The organism is Thermogutta sp. (assembly GCF_039793925.1).
Classification (GTDB): Bacteria; Planctomycetota; Planctomycetia; order Pirellulales; family Thermoguttaceae; genus Thermogutta.
The window spans coordinates 1-1,733 of record NZ_JBAMME010000026.1; the positions used below are offsets into that span (position 1 = coordinate 1).

Annotated in this window: 1 protein-coding gene; it reads right to left on the reverse strand. The window is 54.5% G+C overall.

Annotated features, from left to right (window positions below; all coding sequences use genetic code 11):
* Window positions 1-248 precede the first annotated feature (248 nt).
* Window positions 249-1,733, reverse strand: a 1,485-nt coding sequence (locus ABJK56_RS01140; RefSeq protein ID WP_347242830.1) for a CoA-binding protein, incomplete at its 5' end; no start/stop codon positions are given.

Here is a 1,733-nt window from a genome sequence, read left to right on the forward strand (position 1 = left end):
GGGCTCCATCGCTCGTGATAGCGCTATACAATTCGATATCCAGTATCATCTAAAAGGTACTTTCGGAAGTACTGGTTGTGATCCACATCATTATCGGGCACCCCTAATAACATTGCGCGGCATTGAAAGCCAGGTTCAAGTTAGATTAGATTGATATTAATCTAACTTTAATAATACGATCTATCGCCGGCGTGCACACGCGAGCCGCGGGGAGCTGCCTGGCACCACATACTGCCCCCGATCCTCGTTCACGCACCATGGGTCGACCGCGAGTAGGGCGCGGGCTCTTCCACTGCCCTCCTGCGCATGTAGTACCCGATCACCTTATCCAGGGCGTCCACGGCGGCCTCCGGCTGTTCGAATGTGGGTATTCCCCCTTCTTCCAGTACCCTGATATGCTCGATGACGGCGTCCCCGGCAACCACGACCGCCACAACCGGCTTCGCCGCCTCGGATTTCTGCCTGGAATACGCGCCCACTACCGTGGAAGCCCACGCGCTAGAGAGGTAGGATGGCGGTTCCTCCAGAAACACCACAGCATCCACCCCCTCGTCCTTCAGCACGATCTCAAGCGCCTCGCCATGCAACTCATCGGTCACCGATCCCGTCATGTCCACGTATCCATCTGGTCTCCCCACAGTTGCGGTGGGCGCGAGTATCTCCGCCAGTTTCTTTTTGGTATCCTCGGAGAACCTTGCCATACTTATGTTCCTGGAATTGGAGATGCGATCGACGCAGAGCGTGCCGGGTCCTCCTACTACGGTTAATACCGCCACCCTTGGGCCCCGAAAGGGAGGCAGTTTCTCAAACAATCTTATGATATCGTAGAACTCCTTCAGCGTGTAAGCTCTCACTGCGCCTGCCTGCCTTATTACCGCATCCCACAGACGATCCTCGCTTGATAATGCGCCCGTGTGCGAGCTTGCTGCCTGAGCTCCAACTTGGGTGCGCCCCGCCTTAAGGACGACCACGGGTTTCCTGCTGGCTCCCTTCCTGAGCGCGCCAAAGAACCTCCTGCCATCCGGCACGTCCTCCAGATAGGCTGCTATCACCTTCGTCGTGGGCAACTCGGCGTAATATTCCATGGCCTCTGCCGCGTCGACATCCCCCATGTTACCAAACGAAAGGAACTTGTCCAGACCGAAATGGCCGCGGGCCGTGGCCATCCTAACCACGCCATTTCCTAGCGCCCCGCTCTGTGTGGCTATGCTCACGCCGCCCGCTTTCGGCTTAACCTCGGTATCGAACGTCGTATTTAATCCTGTTTCGACATTGATGAGCCCCTGACAATTAGGGCCTATTAGTCTCATGCCCGAGGAAATGAAGATGCTCCTCAGCTCGGCCTCGCGCACCGCCCCCTCCTCCCCCATCTCCCTGAAACCTCCCCCTATTACTACCGCCCCCATGATATCCCCCCTCTCCATTCTCCTCCTCACGAGCTCCTCCCTGGAGATCCTGATGACCTCCTGGGCCGGTACCGTGAATATGGCAATGTTCACTTCGCCTTCGATGTCGAGTACTGATCTGTAGCATTTTAGCCCGAGAATGCTTTCAGACCTTGGATTTACGGGAAATATGCCGCCACTGTAGTTAAAATTCAGTAAATTTTGTAATATTTTATATCCAGGTTTCAATGGATTCGCAGAAGCGCCGATGATGGCAACTCCCTTGGCATAAAAAATATCATGTAAACTTGGAATATGCATCAATTTGAAGATAAGACTTTCAGTCAT